At 47.6% G+C, this 17982-nt stretch carries 9 protein-coding genes; 8 read left to right on the forward strand and 1 reads right to left on the reverse strand.

What is annotated here, in order from left to right; translation table 11 throughout:
• Positions 1-187: 187 nt before the first annotated feature.
• From BGO59_RS09545 to BGO59_RS09560, 4 genes are all read left to right on the forward strand, one after another.
• Entirely contained in the window at positions 188-2779 is a 2592-nt protein-coding gene (locus BGO59_RS09545; RefSeq protein WP_293683391.1) for a hypothetical protein, read from the forward strand.
• A 447-nt stretch (positions 2780-3226) separates the two neighbouring features.
• Positions 3227-4366, forward strand: a complete 1140-nt coding sequence (locus BGO59_RS09550; RefSeq protein ID WP_293683392.1) for an FIST N-terminal domain-containing protein — start codon at positions 3227-3229, stop codon at positions 4364-4366.
• 3 nt (positions 4367-4369) lie between these two features.
• Positions 4370-5899: a response regulator gene (locus BGO59_RS09555; protein WP_293683393.1), complete on the forward strand. Its 1530-nt coding sequence runs from the start codon at positions 4370-4372 to the stop codon at positions 5897-5899.
• A gap of 45 nt (positions 5900-5944) precedes the next feature.
• Complete coding sequence (locus BGO59_RS09560) at positions 5945-6319, forward strand: Hpt domain-containing protein (RefSeq protein ID WP_293683394.1); 375 nt, start codon at positions 5945-5947, stop codon at positions 6317-6319.
• 96 nt (positions 6320-6415) lie between these two features.
• Here the strand turns inward: BGO59_RS09560 and BGO59_RS09565 are convergent, their stop codons facing one another.
• Positions 6416-7615, reverse strand: coding sequence for a glycosyltransferase family 2 protein (locus BGO59_RS09565; protein ID WP_293683395.1), 1200 nt, complete (start codon positions 7613-7615; stop codon positions 6416-6418).
• Positions 7616-7897: 282 nt separating this feature from the next.
• Here BGO59_RS09565 and BGO59_RS09570 point away from each other — a divergent pair, with 282 nt between their 5' ends.
• From BGO59_RS09570 to BGO59_RS09585, 4 genes are all read left to right on the forward strand, one after another.
• Positions 7898-12127, forward strand: coding sequence for a carbohydrate-binding protein (locus BGO59_RS09570; RefSeq protein ID WP_293683396.1), 4230 nt, complete (start codon positions 7898-7900; stop codon positions 12125-12127).
• A 346-nt stretch (positions 12128-12473) separates the two neighbouring features.
• On the forward strand, positions 12474-14768 hold the full coding sequence (locus tag BGO59_RS09575) for a polyprenyl synthetase family protein (RefSeq protein ID WP_293683397.1): 2295 nt from the start codon (positions 12474-12476) through the stop codon (positions 14766-14768).
• 24 nt (positions 14769-14792) lie between these two features.
• On the forward strand, positions 14793-17087 hold the full coding sequence (locus tag BGO59_RS09580) for a lipase maturation factor family protein (protein WP_293683398.1): 2295 nt from the start codon (positions 14793-14795) through the stop codon (positions 17085-17087).
• 10 nt (positions 17088-17097) lie between these two features.
• Positions 17098-17982 carry an FkbM family methyltransferase gene (locus tag BGO59_RS09585; RefSeq protein WP_293683399.1) on the forward strand — a complete coding sequence of 295 codons (885 nt, stop codon included), beginning with the start codon at positions 17098-17100 and terminating at the stop codon, positions 17980-17982.

The raw sequence follows: 17982 nt of genomic DNA on the forward strand, positions 1-17982 counted from the left end.
TTAAGGCGGTATTGCCCATAGACTATTAGCTAACTTGATAAAGTACAAAATTGATTAAACGGCCATTGTTTTAATCCTTTTTTAATATCTAGTAATGTACTGGCTTGGTCTGTGTGGAACAATGTGGCTATGCCTTATCCGTTTTAGCACAAAGCCGTATCTTTGACGTACGTATCAGTTGTTTTTTATGAGCCAACCAACCCGATTTCAACGCCTGCGGCCTCATCTGATTGCCGTTTTAGGGCTATTTGTCCTTACCTTATTCTATTTCTCTCCTGTCTTATCGGGTAAAACCCTGTCGATGCATGATGTACAGGAAGCTTCGGCCGCTGCTCGTGAAATACGGGAAATTGCAAAGCAAACTGGTGAAAAACCACTTTGGACTGATGCTGTATTCAGCGGAATGCCTGGGTATATGATTGACTTCAACTATCCATATATTCTGGTATATAAAGCCGTGATGGGGGTAATCAATATATTGCCAAACACGGCGAGTATCATCTTTATTGTGATGCTCAGTATGTACATTTTATTAACGGTTTTAGGTTGTAATGCCTGGCTCGCAGCTTTGGGAGCGGCTGCGTATGGGCTAGGTACATTTAGCATTGTTAGTCTTGAAGCTGGGCACGTATCCAAGCTTTTCGCTCTTGGCTATGGGGCAGGTATGCTGGCTGGCGTCATTTTAGCGCTGCGCGGTCGTTATTGGGTGGGAGCCGCATTAACTGGCCTCTTTCTGTCAATGGAATTAGGAGCAAATCATATTCAGATTACTTACTATCTGTTTATGACGGTTGGGCTCTACATCCTTATTGAGGGGATTGCTTTGGTCAGGAATGGGCAGGGCCGCCAACTGGCCCTGGGGCTGTCTACGTTGGCTGTAGTTGGGGTAATAGCGGCTGGAAGTTTCGGTAAGCGACTCCTGGTTCTGAATCAATACACGAAAGAAACTATTCGGGGTAAGTCGGAACTGACCGCAAAAACAACAAACCCTGATGGGAAAACGCCTACTAGCGAGTCGAAAGGTGGTTTGGATAAAGATTACGCCTTTACCTATAGTTATGGCAAAGCAGAAACATTGACCCTGCTCATTCCAAGTGCATTTGGAGGGGCTTCGGGAGGAGGACTTACAACCGACTCGGAATTCTACAAAGCAATGGTTAATCGGGGAGTCGATCCTGGTTCGGCAAAGCAACTAGCCGAATTAGGGGCACCAACCTACTGGGGAGATCAGCCTATGGTAGGCGGCCCTGCTTACGCGGGTGCGGCTTTGATTTTCCTCTTTGTGCTTGGCATGTTTGTGATTCGGACTCCCATACGTTGGTGGCTGCTAAGTGCTGCCATTCTGATGATTATGTTGGCCTGGGGAAAAAACCTGATGTTTTTCAATGAGTTTCTCTTCGACTATCTGCCCTATTTAAATAAATTCAGGGCTATGACTATGGCCTTTTGCCTGGCGCAATTGTTTATAGCAGCTGGGGCCGTGTTAGGACTTCAGACCATTGTCAATGAAAAACTAACTTTTGCTCAGTTGCGCCAGCCACTATTGATTAGTCTCGGTGTTACGGGTGGGCTGGCTCTGTTAATGGCCGTAATGGGAGGAGCCTTCTTTACCTTTCAGACACCAAACGACGTCATGATCTTGTCGCGGTATTTTGGTGATGCCGCAAAGGATTTTCTAGCTCCTCTTATCACTGACCGACAAAGTATGATGCGTTCAGATGCATTTCGGTCAGTGATTCTGATTGTACTGACGGCTGGTGTTGTGTGGTTATTTATCACAAATAAAATCAAATCGACGTTATTTTACCCATTACTGCTGGCAGTGGTCATTTTCGATCTGTTTGCCGTTGATAAACGGTTTTTGAATAATGCTGATTTTGTTCCCAAATCGCAGGTGACAACCATTTTTGAACCGACTTCTGCTGATGAACAGATTCTTCAGGATAAATCGCTGGGGTATCGTGTATTTGACCAGACGGGTTCTTTTATGGAAAGCAACCGGGCTTCCTACTTCCATCGGTCAGTTGGCGGATATAACACGACCCGGCTACGCAGGTACAACGAACTGATCAATTATGCTTTCCAGGCCAATACACTGCATTTGCTCAATATGCTGAATGCAAAATATGTTATTCAGCAAGGCCAGCCTGATCCGGCAAATCCTCAGCAGCAAGGTGGCCCTATTGTGATCCCCAATCCAGAAGTGCTGGGTGCTGCCTGGTTTGTTGGTAACGTGCAGCAGGTAGCTAACGCCGATGAGGAAATGACAGCCATGAAGACCTTAAATCCACGTGATTCAGCCGTTGTCGATAAGCGATTTACCTCTCAGTTGGGTAATTTACCGGCGAAGATGGACCATACAGGCAGCACGATTCAACTGACAAGTTACCGGCCCGACAAGCTTATCTATGAGGCCAATGCGGTGCGGGATGGACTGGCTGTATTTTCGGAAGTTTATTACCGGGGCGACGAGGATTGGCAGGCGTTTATTGATGGAAAACCTGCCCCACATTTACGGGCTAATTACACGTTAAGAGCGATGCGCGTTCCAGCGGGTAAGCATACTATCGAGTTTCGGTTCGATCCCCCACTGGCTAAAACAGGTGATATGATTGACCTGATCTGCAATGTACTCTTAATTGGATTGATAGGCTTCGTGATTTTCCATGAAAACCGAAATCGTCCAGGCAACCCTTCGCCCCAGCTTGAAGTAACTAGTTCGTCGGTGACAGAAGCGCCAAAATCGGCTTCAACGAAGAACAATACTCGAAAAGCATAGCAATACCTAATATAGCACGCTATTATAAAAGCCCTTACCGATGGTGGGGCTTTTATAATAGCGTTAAATTACTTTTCATGATAAGATTGCATAGCCTGTTTTGGGACTCTTGAGGTTTTGGGGATAGGATTAGTTTTATAATTTATTCGAAAAATCAAAATGTTCTCAATGTACTTCAGTAATAAATTGATATGAAGAAATGAGTAAACTTTTATAAAAAAGCTCGATTTTACCGTTTTTCATAAGTAATAGTAGGTGGGAACTATGTATATAAATAATCATATTTTTTAATAAGGTTGGTTACGACGTATTGAATGTTTATTATACGGCTATTAGGGTAAATAAGTATTAACATTATTGTTTATTAAATAAATTTAGTAATTTTTTTTAGTAGTTTTGTAGGTAGACAAAATAGCCTATTATTGTGATTTTTACCGATTCATCTATATGAAAATAAGGCAATCCAGATTTTCGGCGAATAACTGGGAAATAGTTTCTGAAACTTCAGATTTTCTAGCCGAAAAAGCACAATTAGTATTAGCTTTTGGAGGGCGGAAATTGTTAGAGTCAATAGATTCTTACGGCTATTTACGGGAAATTTATCCGAATGCCCAAATTGTCATCAATTCAACATCCGGCGAAATTTTAGCTGATAAAGTTTATGACGATACCTTAGTAGTAACGTCGGTACTGTTCGAAAAGTCGATGGTTCGAACCGTGCAGTTTGATATTAGCAACCACAAAGATAGTGGACGAGTTGGCGAGCAGGTCGCACAAGCACTCGATGGCGAAGAACTGGCCGGAATTATCCTCATCTCAGACGGAGGAGTCGTTAATGGAAGTGAACTAACAGGCGCGACCAACCGATGCCTGAATCGGCAAGTGCCCGTAATTGGCGGTCTGGCAGGCGATGCTGATCGGTTCGAGCGAACCCTGGTTGGAGCGAATCAAAATCCAGAGTCCGGTAAAGTGGTAGGTATCGGCCTGTATGGACAGGAGTTAAAAATAGGTCATGGAACAATGGGGGGCTGGGATGTTTTTGGCCCCGAACGCGAAGTGACAAAGTCGACGTACAATGAATTATACCAGATTGATGATCGGAGTGCGCTGGATTTATACAAAGATTATCTAGGAAAATATGCCGAGGGGTTACCAGGGACAGCCCTGCTCTTTCCGCTATCGATCAAGATCACGCCCGAGTCAAGGCCGCTCGTCCGAACAATTCTTTCCATTGATGAGTCGGCAAAAAGTATGACGTTTGCCGGCGATATTCCAGAAGGGTCAACGGTTCGGTTCATGCGACCGAATCTGGATCGCCTGGTTGAAGCTTCGGCAACGGCTGCGCAGAATTCATTGACACAACTGGGTACCACGCCTGAGTTAGCGTTATTGATAAGCTGTGTAGGGCGAAAACTAGTATTGGGGCAGCGGACGGAAGAAGAAGTAGAAGTCGCTCGTGGGATTTTCGGTAATGAACCTTGTATCACCGGCTTCTATTCATATGGTGAAATTGCTCCAGCCGGACCTAACTCGCCCGGCGAACTGCATAACCAAACCATGACTATAACTATTTTTTCGGAGCAGTAAGTAATGAATGAGGCATCGCTACACAAAACATTAGTACGTCAGATAAATCGGCATTTGACAAAGGAGTGCCTTCAGAATGAAAATCTGCAACAGTTCATTCAGTCGGTAAATGAATCCTACCAGAACTTTGCCCGCGATAATGAACTTCTGGAGCATTCGGCAATATTGAATGATCGGGAGTATTCGAAAGTTAATCTGCGGTTAAAAGAAGAGGTTAGCCAGCGCCGGGAGTCAGTTGAGAAACTGATGGAAGCTATTGTGCTGATCGAAGTTCCAGAAGGGGAGTCGATTGCCGATTTTGATAATAATAATCTCGTTGGGCTGGTTAATTTTCTGCAGCGGCAGATTGAGTATCGTAAAAATACTGAGGCTGAGTTGAGGCAGGCAAAGGAAGAGGCTGAAAAAGCAACCCAGGCCAAGTCGGACTTTCTTTCCATGATGAGTCACGAAATCCGAACTCCCCTTAACGGAATTGTCGGTATGACGTATCTGATGCTTCAGGAAGAAGTGCCGCCAACGATGGTTGAGAACCTGAAAACGCTCCAGTTCTCCATCGAACATCTGCAAGCCTTGATCAACGATATCCTGGACTTTAGCAAGATCGAAGCCGGAAAAGTTGAACTCGAAGAAACCACGTTCGATTTCAAACAACTGGTCTCGAATATAAAACGGGCTCAGCAGGCAAAAGCACAGGAGAAAGGCAATCGGATTCGATTGATGATCGATGACGATATTCCGAATGCATTGATTGGCGATTCACTCCGAATTGGTCAGGTACTAACGAACCTGGTTTCCAATGCAATCAAGTTTACGCATCATGGAACCATCACCATCGAACTGGCGCTGGAGAACCGTACCGAAGAAATGGCATCGATTTTCGTATCGGTTCAGGATACGGGCATTGGTATTGCTCCCGATAAACAGGAAGCTATTTTCAACATGTTTACCCAGGCTAACTCAGCTACTACCCGTAAATTCGGAGGAACTGGTTTGGGCCTGGTCATCACTAAAAAGTTGCTGGAACTGTATGGAAGTGCCATTCGGGTTGAGAGCCAGGAAGGTAAAGGTGCAACATTCTCGTTCATTTTAAACTTGCCAATTAGTCAATCCGCAGCGGTTACATTGGCGGTTCCCGACGCTGTAGATGATAAAACCCTGAAAGGACTGCATATTCTGTTGGTCGAGGATTATCCGGTTAATGTCAAGGTTGCTCTGAAGTTTCTGCATAAATGGGGTATTGAAGTGGATACCGCCGAGAATGGCCAGGTGGGCGTGGATAAGTGCCGAGCCAATAACTATGATCTGGTATTAATGGACTTGCAGATGCCTGTAATGGATGGCTATACGGCTGCCGCCGAAATCAGAAAAATGAACTCTCGTATTCCAATTGTGGCCTTGACTGCTTCAGCGACATTTAGCAATCGTGACCGGGCAGTACATGTCGGAATGGATGATTATGTAACCAAACCGTTTAATCCTAAGGATTTATTTAATAAAATTGCAAAATATAGCCAGCGTATACCCGGTAATTGATCGGTAGGCGACAAGTTTCTTTTTATTTAGTTAAGGTTCTTAACCATGGAAAATTTTAATTCGGCTAGTTTGCATACTATCGATTATGATCGTTTGAATGAACTATATGATGGTGATAATGAGCAGATAGCCAGCCTTTTCGAACTGTTTCTGGATGAAGTATTTCCTGATTTTCAGGAAATAGAACGAGAAATAGATCAGCAAAATTGGGCAGACGTGGCTAAAACAGCGCATAAAATGCTACCCTGGGTCGGAATGGTTGGTTTGACGGCTTTGGAAGGAAAACTCCGCAGCATAGAAGCACAGGCCAAAACAGATCGCAATCCGGAAGAAATAAAGTTGGCCTGGAGCCAGTTTAAGCTTGGTTTGGATAAGGCAACACCCCTGATTCGTGAAGAGTTAGCCCGGCTGACCAGTTAAGCACGGAAGCAATTTCGTACGTTGATGAACAGACAAAAGCCTTTCGATTAGTCGAAAGGCTTTTGTCATTATAGTCTCTTTAAAAGCACTTTCCGGTTAAGCGGTTTCCTGTTGAGATTCTGACGTTTCAGTGTGGGGCGTATGTAGGAATTTTTTGCCAGCCTGCTTAAAGTTCAATAAGGTACGCATCATACTCAGGATGAGTTGTGGTAATACCATAAAGTCGTTGAAAGAGATTTTTCGCCATAAATACAAGGGAATCGATATAGCCAGACTAAATGACAAGATACCAATCAGCCCAGCCGAGAAGGCTAATAACGCAGGATTATAGATAACCAGATTAATAAAGAAAAGCAGAAACACAGCCACCAGTAATAAAGTCCGGGGAAGGAGCAGCGATTTCAGCAGGGCATTGAATGCATGAATATTCCCACGGGTTAACTGGTTCATACCAATAGCAAAGTATTCTTTAATAAAATACACCTGTGCTGCTGTCCAGCGGGTGCGCTGGCGTTCAAAAACGGCTAAATTCTGAACTTTCTCATCGAAGATAAATGCTTTGTGCAGGTAGCCGATTTTAATCCCATCAATCAGGAGTAGCATCTCGAGTTCCTTATCGTACCCACTAACCGTTTGTATCATATTCATCGCCCGTTTCATGGCTGTAGGCTCGAATCCCATTCCTGATCCGATCAACGTGGCCGATAGTCCTAAAGCGCGTTGGCCTGCCCGGAACAGGTTATTATTTACCTCTTCATTCATGGCATCGAAAATAGCCACGCTTGTGTTGGTATTTTTTGCCACCCGGTGCCCCTGAATCGCTTTCCATCCTTTTTCAAACGCCTGATTGATGCGCTGTAAAAAATCGGTTGCCATATGATTATCAGCATCTGAAATGACGATGATGTCGTAATAGCCTTCCGGCAGTGCATTCAGGGCGAAGCGAATTGATTTCTGAACCGTCGATTGTTCAAACGAAACAGGAATGATTTTAATCGGGTAGGTGGATAGCTGTTCCAGCGTTTCGGGTCGGAACGAATCGGCTATAACAATCAGGTCGTACCGATCGGATGGGTACGATTGCTTCAGGTTGGCTAACACCGAGCCAATAATCACACTATCTTCTTTGTAGGCAGGAATTAATACAGCGATCCGACGCAGGGTCTTCTGCTCGATGGGCGAATCGTCAGCATGGCCAACCCGGCCAGCCACTGCGCTTAGAAATAGGTAGAATACATTGAATACCAGATAGCCAGTAACCAATAAAAGAATAAAATAATATAAAGATGCGATCATGAGCAGGTATTGGAGGATATTATCGCTTAGGATCAAAATAACACAAAAAAAACAAAATTAAGAAATGATGTATCTTACGTGTTTATGTAATTTGGGCTATGGTAAATAAATAGTGAATATTTGATTTTGCGATAACAACAAAGACGTTATGTTTGGGTTGATATATGAAAAACATGTCGTATTTTAGCGGTTTATCGTTTAAACGGCATTATGTCCTGATCATCAACTTGTTCAATTCGTTGAATACCTCCGTAGCACAGTAAATCAAAAGCAACCTTCCACATGAAAAAAACTTTACTTCTAGTCTGTTTATCCTTTTTGACGGTTACAACGGCGGTGCTTTCAAGGCCCGGCGGAATTGCATCTTTTTTGAGCCGTACATTCGATGCGTACAGTTATCTGCTTTTTAATCGTCAGGTGAGCGAAGTTGCCTTGCCGGGGCATGTCGAAGCGGAGAATTATAGTGCTATGCAGGGCGTGCAGCCTGAAACCACTGCTGATGACGGTGGTGGACAGAATATCGGCAACATGGACGATGGCGACTGGATGGATTACCCGGTCAGTGTTCCGCAAACGGGCGTGTATTCGTTTCGGTTTCGGGTGGCCAATGGCTGGGTCGATGATGCGAAGTTTGAGCTCCGTAAGGCGGATGGTACCGTACTGAAGTCCGTTGATGTACCCCGAACGGGTGGGCTTCAGAGTTGGAAAACTATTGGCGCTACAGTGCATCTGACAGCGGGTAGCCAGACGTTACGAGTATACATTGTGCGGGGAAGCTGGAATTTCAACTGGTTCGAAGCCTCCGCCAGTCGGAATTTGCCGGGTAAAATTGAAGCTGAATCATTCGATGTGGCCAGTGATGTACGACCCGAAACGACGACTGACGAAGGCGGTGGGCAGAATCTTGGATACATTGATGATGGCGACTGGATGGATTATAATGTCAATGTAGCTTCTGCAGGGGCATATACGTTCCAGTTTCGGGTGGCCAACAGCTATGGCAATGGTATTATTTTTATCAAAACAGAAGATGGGACTACCCTGGGTAGCGTGAATGTACCACGGACCTATGGCTGGCAGAATTGGGTTACCATCAGCACGACCGTCAATCTATCGGCAGGGAGTCAGGTACTGCGAATCTACACGAATCCGGGTACCTGGAATTTCAACTGGTTCAATGTCATTCGGAACGGTAACTCAATTCCTGGGCATCTGGAAGCAGAAGACTATACTGCCATGCAGGGCGTCCAGACCGAAACAACGGCTGATGCTACAGGTGCACTAAACGTTAGCAGTATTGATGATGGCGACTGGATGGATTACGCCGTGAGCGTAGACCATGATGGGGTATATTCGTTCCGGTTCCGGGTAGCCAATGGTTGGGGCGATGGGGCCAAATTTGAACTCCGTAAGGCCGATGGTACAGTGCTGAAGTCGGTCGACGTGCCACGTACGGGTGGGTTGCAAAGCTGGCAAACCATTAGTGCTACGGCTCGCCTGACAGCAGGTAGCCAGACTCTTCGGTTGTATGTAGTGAAAGGGAACTGGAATCTGAACTGGTTCGAGGCCTCAGGAAGTCGAAACCTGCCTGCAAAGATTGAAGCTGAATCATTTGATGTAGCCAGTGATGTGCGGCCCGAAACAACCTCCGACGATGGCGGTGGGCAGAATTTGGGCTATATCGACGATGGCGACTGGATGGACTATAACGTAAATGTTCCTACAGCCGGTGTTTATACGTTCCAGTTCCGGGTGGCCAATAGCTACGGAAATGGTGTCATTTTTATCAAATCGGAAGACGGTACTACCCTGGGTAGCGTTGATGTTCCGCGTACGGGTGGCTGGCAAAACTGGATGACCATTAGCACCACGGCAACGTTATCGGCAGGAAGCCAGGTGCTGCGCATTTATACGAATCCGGGTACCTGGAATTTCAACTGGTTCAATGTAATACAAGGCGGAACGGTAACGAACCCGGCTGTCATTACCTTCTCCGCTTTACCCAACAAAGCCGTCGGTGATCCTGATTTTAATCTGACGGCAACGAGTACCAACACCGAAACGCCCATTACTTATACGTCATCCAATCCATCCGTTGTGTCGGTATCGAATGCAACGGGAGCCTGGAAAGCGTCGGTCGTTGGGGCTGGTACAGCCGTTATTACAGCCTCACAGGCCGCTTCGACGTCGTTCCAGGCAGCTGCCAATGTAACCCAGATAATCACCGTGACCGCGCCAACCGTCACGCTCGGCCAGAAAATACCCATCGATCCGAAACGCTGGTACCAGCTCAATAACGTGAGCAACGGACTTGATGGTCTGTTCGATGGGATCACGGATGTGAATGTTGAAACGGGCTGGGGTAAGGTGCTCGCCAATTACGACGCGTATTATCCGCTTCTGCAAGGTGAGTCGATGACCATTCAGGGCATAAAATTCTATGACTTCACAGGCATCTTCACCGATAATCCGATGACGGTTTCGATCATTACAGATCAGTGGCAGCGAATTCCTATCGCTACTTTCACGGGCGATCAGTACGCTGCCTGGGTAGGGCCTTATCCGGATCGGTCTACCTCGGGCGATGCCAAATTCAAGCTTGATGTGCCGATAAGTAATGCTCGCTATCTGGTCATCAATACCTACGGTGCGTTCCCCACAGAAATGGAATTGTATGGTTCTTACACGCCATCGACCCAGAATGAGACTGCTGTACCTGCCAAAGCGGTGAAGCTAAAGGATATGCTGGGGGTAAATGCCTACGAATGGAATTTTGAGGATGGTAACACGCCCTGGCAGATCAACGAAGCGAAGATGAACGTGGTGAAAAGCTTTTCGGGCATCCGTCATTATATGGACTGGAATAAGCTGGAGTCCAACGAGGGCGACTATTCATATAACCCAACCCTGAGTGGCGGCTGGAACTACGATGCGATCTACGAACGCTGTAAAGCCGAAGGAATACAGGTACTGGCCTGCCTGAAAACTTTACCCGACTGGATGGTGAATACGTATCCAGCCGACCAGCGTGATGCCGAGAACGTGCCAGTGCGTTATGGGAAAGATTTTACCGACCCCAATTCCTACATCGAACAGGCGAAGGCTGGATTTCAATACATGGCCCGGTACGGCAGCAACCCAAATGTCAATCCGGCTTTGCTCAGTGTAAATACAACCCCTCGCTGGACGGGGGATAGCCCAAACACCATCAAAATTGGCCTGGGGTTGATTAAGTATATCGAATGTGATAACGAGCGCGACAAATGGTGGAAGGGCCGCAAAGCCTATCAGACGGCCCGTGAATATGCTGCTAACCTGTCGGCGTTCTACGATGGGCATAAGAACACCATGGGACCCGGAGTAGGGGTGAAAAATGCCGATCCATCGGTAAAAGTAGTGATTGGTGGGCTGGCGTCTGCTTCGGCTGGGTCCGATTATGTGAAAGGTATGATCGATTGGTGTAAGCAGTATCGGGGCTATAATCCAGATGGCACCGTTAACCTGTGCTGGGATATTATCAACTACCATATGTATGCCGATAATACCTCCTCTTCGCAGAGTGGTACATCGACACGGGGAGCAGCCCCCGAAGTGGCTCCAATCAACAAAATTGCCCAGGATTTCCGGAAAACGGCCCACCTGCAATCCTACGATATGCCTGTCTGGATTACTGAGGCTGGCTACGATGTGAATCAGGGCAGCCCACTGCGTGCAATTCCGATTGGCAATAAGTCGGCACTCGAAACCCAGGGCGACTGGATTTTACGGACGGCCCTGCTTTACGCTCGGGAGGGTATTGAGAAATTGTTCTTCTATCAGCTTTACGACGACAATGGATCGGGCGGTATGTTCGGCACCTCAGGGCTGGCTAATGGCGATAACCTGACCCGTCGGCCCGCTGCCGATTTCCTGTATCAGACCAATAAGCTGTTTGGTGAATACGTCTACAAGGAGACACTCGCTCGCGACCCCTTTGTTGATCGGTACGAAAAAGATGGCAAATCGGCCTATGTGCTGGTTGTACCGGACGAGATAGGCCGTACGGCAACTTACACGCTCGATTTAGGATCGGCTACTCAGGCGCAGATTTATCGGCCGAAAGTGGGCAGCAATGACATGGAGTTACAAACAGTTAATACGAATCAGGGCAAGCTTCAACTAACTGTGACCGAAACCCCCATGTTTGTGATGGCTGGTACGGCATCTCCCAATGGGCGGGTGGCTGCCAGTATCAATTCGGAAGAAAAGAGCCTGGCTGAGTCCATTCGTGTTTATCCCAATCCGACAACCAGTTATGTGAGTATTGATGTAGAGCGAATCAGCAATTCTCCCCTCGATGTAACCTTGTTTGATGCCGGACAGGGCCGCGTTCAGCAGTCTACTCAGATTCAGAAAACCGGCGATCGGTTTTCTGAAAAACTAGATCTGACTCAACTAGCCGTTGGGGTATATATTCTGGAGATCAAGCAGGATGGCGAACGCGTTCAGCAGAAAGTCTTGCGAGTGCATTAAACGTAGAGTATCATAAATTGGTTAGCAGCGCTGGGTTTAACGATTCGGGAGTACCCGTTGAGTTGAACCCAGCGTTTTTATTGGTACTTGTTAAGAAGTGTTTAGGGTAAATAAGCCCAATAAGTAAACTATTGGTGATTAGTTTACTTATTAAACGGTATGTATCGTGAGGATAAGTTATATTAGGAGTTAGGATTTGCAGTTGATTATACTGATGATAGCAAAATGGTTAAGGGTTTATTTTGTTAGTTACCTCTAATTGATAATCTTTCATTTGTGTTTTCTTAAATTGCAGATTTCTCTACTGGCTTTAAAACTACTTTCAACGATCTCTGCTTAATCCTGTATGGTTTCGTCAAAAACTCCTTTTTCAGACCAACTAACCTCAACATCCACTTCTGAATTAACCTCGCATCTGTATCCTGCCGATTGGCCAGCATCGGGGCCCATTGACTTACAGATCCACGACCGTCCGCATGCCTCCTCAACCATCGAATGGTGGTATGTGAATAGCCATTTAACACTGGCTGATCATCGACAATGTTCCCTGTTCGCGTCATTTTTTCGCATGGCAATCGGGCGCGATGAGCAAACCCAACAGTACCAGTATGCTCATTCGTTAACCTGGGCAATCAGTGATGCCAGTACGCAGCGGTATTATACGGACTCACTGGTTGATCCCGTGGCGCCGAAAATTGGTCTGAATACCATCGATAAAGGCGAGGATACAACCGATCCGCTGTTGCAGCGAGCCCTTCGCGAAGTACTGGTGAAAGGTAATGTTCCCTTGCCCGACCGTCTGCTCAGTAAAGAAGCGCAGGTGAGTGAAGAGACGTTGTTTCTGGACTATGATGGAAACCAGTTTCAGAAACAGGCAGATGGGAGCTATTTACTGACACTTCTGAGTGCTGGTAAAGAAACAGGGGCAACCCTATCGTTTCATCCACAAACCGCGCCCGTTCGGCATGGCGACGATGGCGTTGTCCGTGGAACGGCTGGTGAGGATATGTTCTATTACTTTATGCCGCATTGCCGCGTAGAAGGGGCGCTCCTGATTGATGGACGAACAATTGAGGTAGCTAGTGCCAGTGGCTGGTATGATCATGAGTTTGGTAAACCGACCAACGATACGCCTGAAGCTAAAATTGAACATAAAATTGCCTGGAACTGGATTTCGGCTCAGTTGGTGAATGGATACCAGATTAGTGCCTATGATTTGTTTGATAACAATGCCGACGGAGCCAGTTGTGGACGCTGGATTGTATTGATCGATCCGCAGGGGAAGGCTCGCCAGTTTGACGACTTTGGTTTCCAGCCGCTGAAAACGTGGACTAGCTCACGGACATTTACTGATTACCCCACAACCTGGCAATTGACAATTCCTGAAGCGGACATACGTCTGTTTGTCGAAGCGGCCTTTCCGGCTCAGGAGTTCAATACCATCATTTCCAAACGGGCATTTTGGGAAGGGCGCGTTTCGATAAGTGGCACCTTTGCGGGGGAGCCGATTGTAGGACTGGGTTATGTGGAGCGTAGCGGGTTTGGACTTAAAGAAAAACTGACCGACTTTTTTAAGGCCGTTACGAAAGAAACGAGAAAATCGATCGAAGCGTTGCTGCCGCTATCGCCAACGGATGAGCAACTAAAAAAGCTGGTGGCAGGCAGTGGCAATCCGCACTTCGTTGATGGGCTCGATCCGGTGCAGTACAGCCGGGTATTGCTGAAACCTATTCGGGAAATGATTGATCGCGGTGGGAAGTCCTGGCGATCTTATGCAGCACTGGCTTGTCTGGATTTGGTAGGCGGCAATTCGCAGCAATACATGAACTGGCTGGCATGGCCAGAGTTACTTCATACAGGGTCACTCATCGTCGACGATGTGCAGGATGAGTCGGTGATCCGGCGTGGTGGGCCATCGTGTCATATGCTCTATGGGCAGGCTGCGGCCATCAATGCGGGAAATGCCTGTTATTTTCTGGGCGAATTACTAGTCGACTCAACCCTCTCCGACGCCAAGAAGCTTAAACTTTACACCCTCTATTTTGAAACCATGCGGGCTGCTCATGCTGGTCAGGCCATTGATATCGATGGGTTTGAAGCGCTCATGCCGGAAGTAGTTGGCTATGGACGGGGTGGCTTGCTGGAAGAGCGTATTTTATCCGTGCATCGGTTGAAGTCGGCTGCTCCGGTTAGTTCGCTGGCACAGTTGGGAGCCATCATGGGCGATGGTACGCCCGAACAAGCACGAGTATTGGGGCAGTTTTTTGAATCGATGGGGCTGGCGTTCCAGATCATAGACGATGTGCTTAACCTGCGCGGTTTTGAAAATAACCTGAAGAGCCGGGGGGAGGATATTACCTGTGGCAAAATTACCTTACCCGTAGCCAAAGCATTGGGTACGCTGGGTTGGCCTGCCCGTCGCGATTTGTGGGAAACCATTCGTCAGAAACCAACTGATCCGGACATTATAGGTCAGGTGATCGACACCCTGGAAGCTTGCGGAGCCATCGAAGCCTGCAAACAACAGGCCGAAAATCTGGTTGAGGAGGCCTGGCAAAAGCTGGATACTCTCTTCCCGGATTCGGATGTGAAAATCAGGTTGCGGGCGTTTAGCTGGTACGTGCTGGAGCGTCATTATTAATTCCTTCGTTTATCGTCAAACGTTGTGTCAACAATACTGGGTTTTGTTGAGCTGCCTGCCCCTGAGCTGGTCTGGGGTATGTTTGGTCGTGGATTAGGCGTCGTGTTTTTTATTGCGATCAGTCAGTTATACCATCAGGTCCTGCCACTGGCTGGCCGTATGGGTGTATCCCCTATTGACCGAAAACTAGCCCGTATCCGGCTGGATTATCCTGGTTGGCGGCATTGGCTGTATTTCCCGACTTTGCTTTGGCTAAACTGTAGCGATCGATTTATGCGAGGATTGATTCTGCTGGGGGCGGGAGCAGCCTTGCTAGTCGTTTATGGTGGCCCCTTTTCCGGACCAGCCCTGTTGATTTGCTGGCTGGTCTACCTTTCCTTCGATCTGGCGCTGGGGTTTACGTATCCCTGGGATTGTCTGTTACTGGAAGCGGGTTTTCTGGGGCTTTTTCTGCCCACTCTGCCCACTTTACCAACTGTAGCGGTTGCCTGCCTGCCTCTGCCAATAGTGGCCTGGTCGTATCGCTGGCTATTTTTTCGGGTACTCTTTGGATTTGGTAAGTATAAATTTATTGGGGGCAGTCTGCGTGACCGGGGCTATTTTCATAACTTCCTGATCAATATACCGTTGCCTGCTTACCTGGGCTGGTATGTGTATCAACTGCCTAAATGGGTATTTCAGGGAGTTATTCTGCTTGTGTTTTTTACCGAAATCATCCTGCCATTTGGGGTGTTTATACCCGGTAATACCCGCTTGGTCGTCGCAGTGTTTACGGCCTGCCTCATGGTGGGGATTCAGTTGGTAAGCAATTTTGGCTTTTTCAATCTGCTGACGGTTGTGCTCTGCATAACTCTGCTGGATACCCAATCGTGGGTTTGGGATACCACATGGGCACTGGTCACCAGTCATTGGCCCACGCATGGTCTGTTGGTAATATTGGCTGTGGGTGGATTGCTTAATTTGCCCTTCAACAGTTGGTGTACGCATACCTGGATGCATTGGCCGGTATTCATTCGGATTCGGATACCGATTGTTCAGGCGATGCTGCACGTTTATCGGGTGCTGAACCGGTTTCGGCTGGTGCATGCCTACGGGGTTTTTCCGCCCACGAGTAGTCCGGCAATTCGTTGGGTGCCAGTCATTGAGGGTACTCAGGATGGGCATACCTGGCACCCATACACCTATCGGTACATGACCACTACCGAAATGAGCCCACCCCGGTATGTAGCACCGTATCATCCTCGGCTCGATCATGGTATTTTCTATGAATCATTTGGCTCAAACGATGCAAACTTTGGCTGGTCGACACTAGGCGGTGGCAACCCCTACGATTTTTCGATCGTGAGTGGGGTACAGCTTCTGGTTCAGCGTCTGCTGGAAGATGAGCCGGTGGTTCGGTCGCTGTTTCGGGCGTGCCCTTTTCCGATAGGAACACCGCCCCAGGCGATACGAATTACGTTTTATCGGTTCCAGCCTACTACGCCAGCCGAACGTCGGCGAACGGGCCGCTGGTGGACCCGTACAGTGGCCGGAACGCATCAGCCGCCAACGAAACGTGATGATCGCCTATGGGAGCTACGGTATCCGGTGCCGGAGTTATTCCACCCGGATGCCATTCACTGGAAGCGTCGGGCTCCGCGCATTCAGGCATTACAGACTTGTGCCAAACAGGCGCAGGCCGATGCGATCTGGATACACATACAGACTGATCTGAAAATCAATCTGACGGAGTTCTGGAACGATTTTCTACCACTGGTCAACGAAGGTGGGTTAAACTGGGCCACGATGCCCCAAACGGTGGCGAAATTGCGATCCCGATACAACCGGCAGGAACTACTGGAACTTCAGCAGCTATTCAGTCGGCTTAGTCTGGCCCTGCTCACGAAGCTTGAACCGTTCTTCCTGGAAAAGGCTGAACCGCAACTCGTTGTCAGCGAGTATTTTCAGCTTTGCCTGTTTACGCACTACCTGATTGGGCAAGGGCAGGCTGTTTATTCGGACGTGTTCAACAGCCCTGCAAAGGCTGCCCACTATCTTGCACAGTTTGAGCCGGAGCGCAGCTTTTATTATCTGGGGATTTTCTGGTTCGATACCCTTGTTTTTCAGGCGCGTAAGTTTCGGTTGTTTTTAAAAATTTCGGTTCATCAATCGGGCAATGGATTGCCGGGCTTTTTGGATCTGATACCGTTTATGAGCCAGCAGTTTACCGACATCGGAGAGGAGAACCTGCCGGAACTAGAGCGAAACCCGAAAAATGGCGATTGGCTGATTCGCGAAAAACAGCCTGAGCTTTCCTCTGAATCGGCGTTTAATCGGTAAGTTATTGATAATGAAACAGGTTCAATTGCCCAACGGCTTACGGGTGGCCGCTCTGAACAAGACTGAAGCCGATGTGCTGTATCATGAGATTTTTGCCATGCAATCGTACCAACGGCACGGTATCCGCCTGGCCGATGGCGACTGTGTGTTCGATGTGGGAGCAAACATTGGTTTGTATTCTATTTTTCTGACGCAGACTTACCCGAATTTAAGGCTATTTGCGTTCGAGCCCATACCGGCTTTGTATGCTGTTCTGCAACAGAATGCGCAGTTGCTTTTTGCCGCAACAAACGCCCGGTTGTTTAATATCGGGTTATCAGATCGGGCCGGAACCGCCCGGTTTACATTTCAGCCCTCGCTTAGCATGACGGCCAGTATGTATCCGCAGGTAATCGCCGATAGTTCGCAGAAGAAGGCCACAGGCTATACCTGGATGCAGGCGCTGATAACTGATATGGCCCGGGTTGGGCAAATACGGGGCGACCTGGCTAACGTGTTTACCCGGTCACTCGATCGTCCGTATCTACGTTTACCTGTACTTGGTCTGCTTAGTATCCCGCTTCTCGCATTGAGCGTAATACAACGTCTGAAAAAACAACAGATTGACTGTACACTCAAAACCATTTCAGACGTCATTCGCGAGCAGAATGTTGACCGGATCGACGTAATGAAAATTGATGTAGAAGGGAGTGAACTGGATGTAGTGAAGGGTATCGAAGATGCTGACTGGCCAAAGATCAGGCAGTTTATCATCGAAGTGCATGATATCGATAATCGGGTCGCTACCCTGATAGCGTTGTTTCGGCAGCGAGGTTTCCGAACCATTGTCGATCAGGAAGACTGGCAACTACATCGGTTGATGAATATCTATACACTCTATGCGATGGCCGACTAG

Source organism: Spirosoma sp. 48-14 (assembly GCF_001898575.1).
Lineage (GTDB): Bacteria > Bacteroidota > Bacteroidia > Cytophagales > Spirosomataceae > Spirosoma.